The following is a 1,204-nucleotide window of genomic DNA, read 5'->3' as shown; positions in this document are numbered from 1 at the left end:
TGGCCTTCCTGCTGGGCGAGCCCCAGCGCCGGGCCGTGAACCTGGCCCGGGCCGCCGCCCTGCCGGACCTCGGGGTGCTGGCCGCGGCCGACCCCGTGGCCCTGGACCTCGCTGCCGCGGCGCTGTTGGACGGCGCCGCCGGGCCGGGCTGGGCCGCGGCCTGCTGCCCGGACCGCGAACCCGGCGCGGACCCGCTGCTGGCGGTCCGGGAGGCCGCCCGGCTGGGCGCCGGGAGCGGGGAGGCCCCCGCCATCGTGACGGTGGGCTGACGGCGGGCGGCCCGGATCCCCCGGCAGGGATAGCGGTTGACCCGTCAGGGGCCGCTGTCTATAATGAGCGGCGCTGTTCCGGCGGCTTCCGGCGGGTGCGGCCGCTCGGATCGTCCCCCTTTCCGAGCACGTCTTGACGTGTTTTTTTTGCGCATTACGGCGGCGGCCACGCGACGCCACCGCACCGCAACCGTTCGGCCCGAGACCAAAGAGGCGCTCATGAACCGATCCATGACCCTGCAGACGCTGCTGATCGCCGTGCTGGTGCTGCTCTCCCTGTGGGGGCTCTACCCGACGTGGCGGGCCTCGCAGGTCGACGACCAGATGCTGGCCCGCGCCGCCACGGATCCGGCCCTCCAGGCCAAGATCGACGGCTGGAAGGCGAAGGCCATCCGCAAGGGGCTCGATCTCCAGGGCGGGATGTACCTGGTCCTGGAGGTCAACACCGAGGGCATGTCCGGCGCCCAGGCCAGCGACGCCCTGAACCGCGTCGTGGAGATCCTGCGCAACCGCGTGGACCAGTTCGGCGTCAGCGAGCCGGACATCAAGCCCATGGGCAGCAACCGCATCATCGTGCAGCTGCCCGGCCTGCAGGACGCCGCGCGCGCCAAGAGCCTGATCGGTTCGACCGCCCGCCTCGAGTTCCGGCTGGTGCGCCCGTGGGAGGACGCCGCCTTCGTCGCCACCAAGCTGGACGAGGCCCTGAAGGTCGCGGCCGGTCCGGTGGCGACGGCGGATCCCGCGGCCGCCGCGACCGCCGACGCGACGCAGGCCGCCCCCGGCGCCGACGACGCGCTGGGCGACCTGCCCGCCCTGCCGGACGGGCAGGACGCGGCCGACGCGGCCGCCGCGGCCGGCGGGGAGCGCCCCTTCACGAGCCGCGTCATCGTGGACGAGCAGCTGGCCCAGTACGGCGGCAGCTACATGTTCGTGCC

General features: G+C 74.4%; 2 protein-coding genes. Both read left to right on the top strand.

Going from position 1 to position 1,204, the window contains the following annotated elements; translation table 11 throughout:
• Nucleotides 1-269: hypothetical protein (locus tag Q7W29_08250; protein MDO9171808.1), on the top strand; the 269-nt coding region annotated here is incomplete at its 5' end.
• Between the two features lie 219 nt (nt 270-488).
• On the top strand, nt 489-1,204 hold a 716-nt coding region (locus tag Q7W29_08245), incomplete at its 3' end, for a hypothetical protein (protein MDO9171807.1).

This window comes from bacterium, from assembly GCA_030654305.1.
In the GTDB taxonomy this organism is placed as follows: Bacteria; Krumholzibacteriota; Krumholzibacteriia; order LZORAL124-64-63; family LZORAL124-64-63; genus PNOJ01.
The sequence above is the reverse complement of the archived record's forward strand: the minus strand, read 5'-3'. Positions and strand labels throughout refer to the sequence as shown.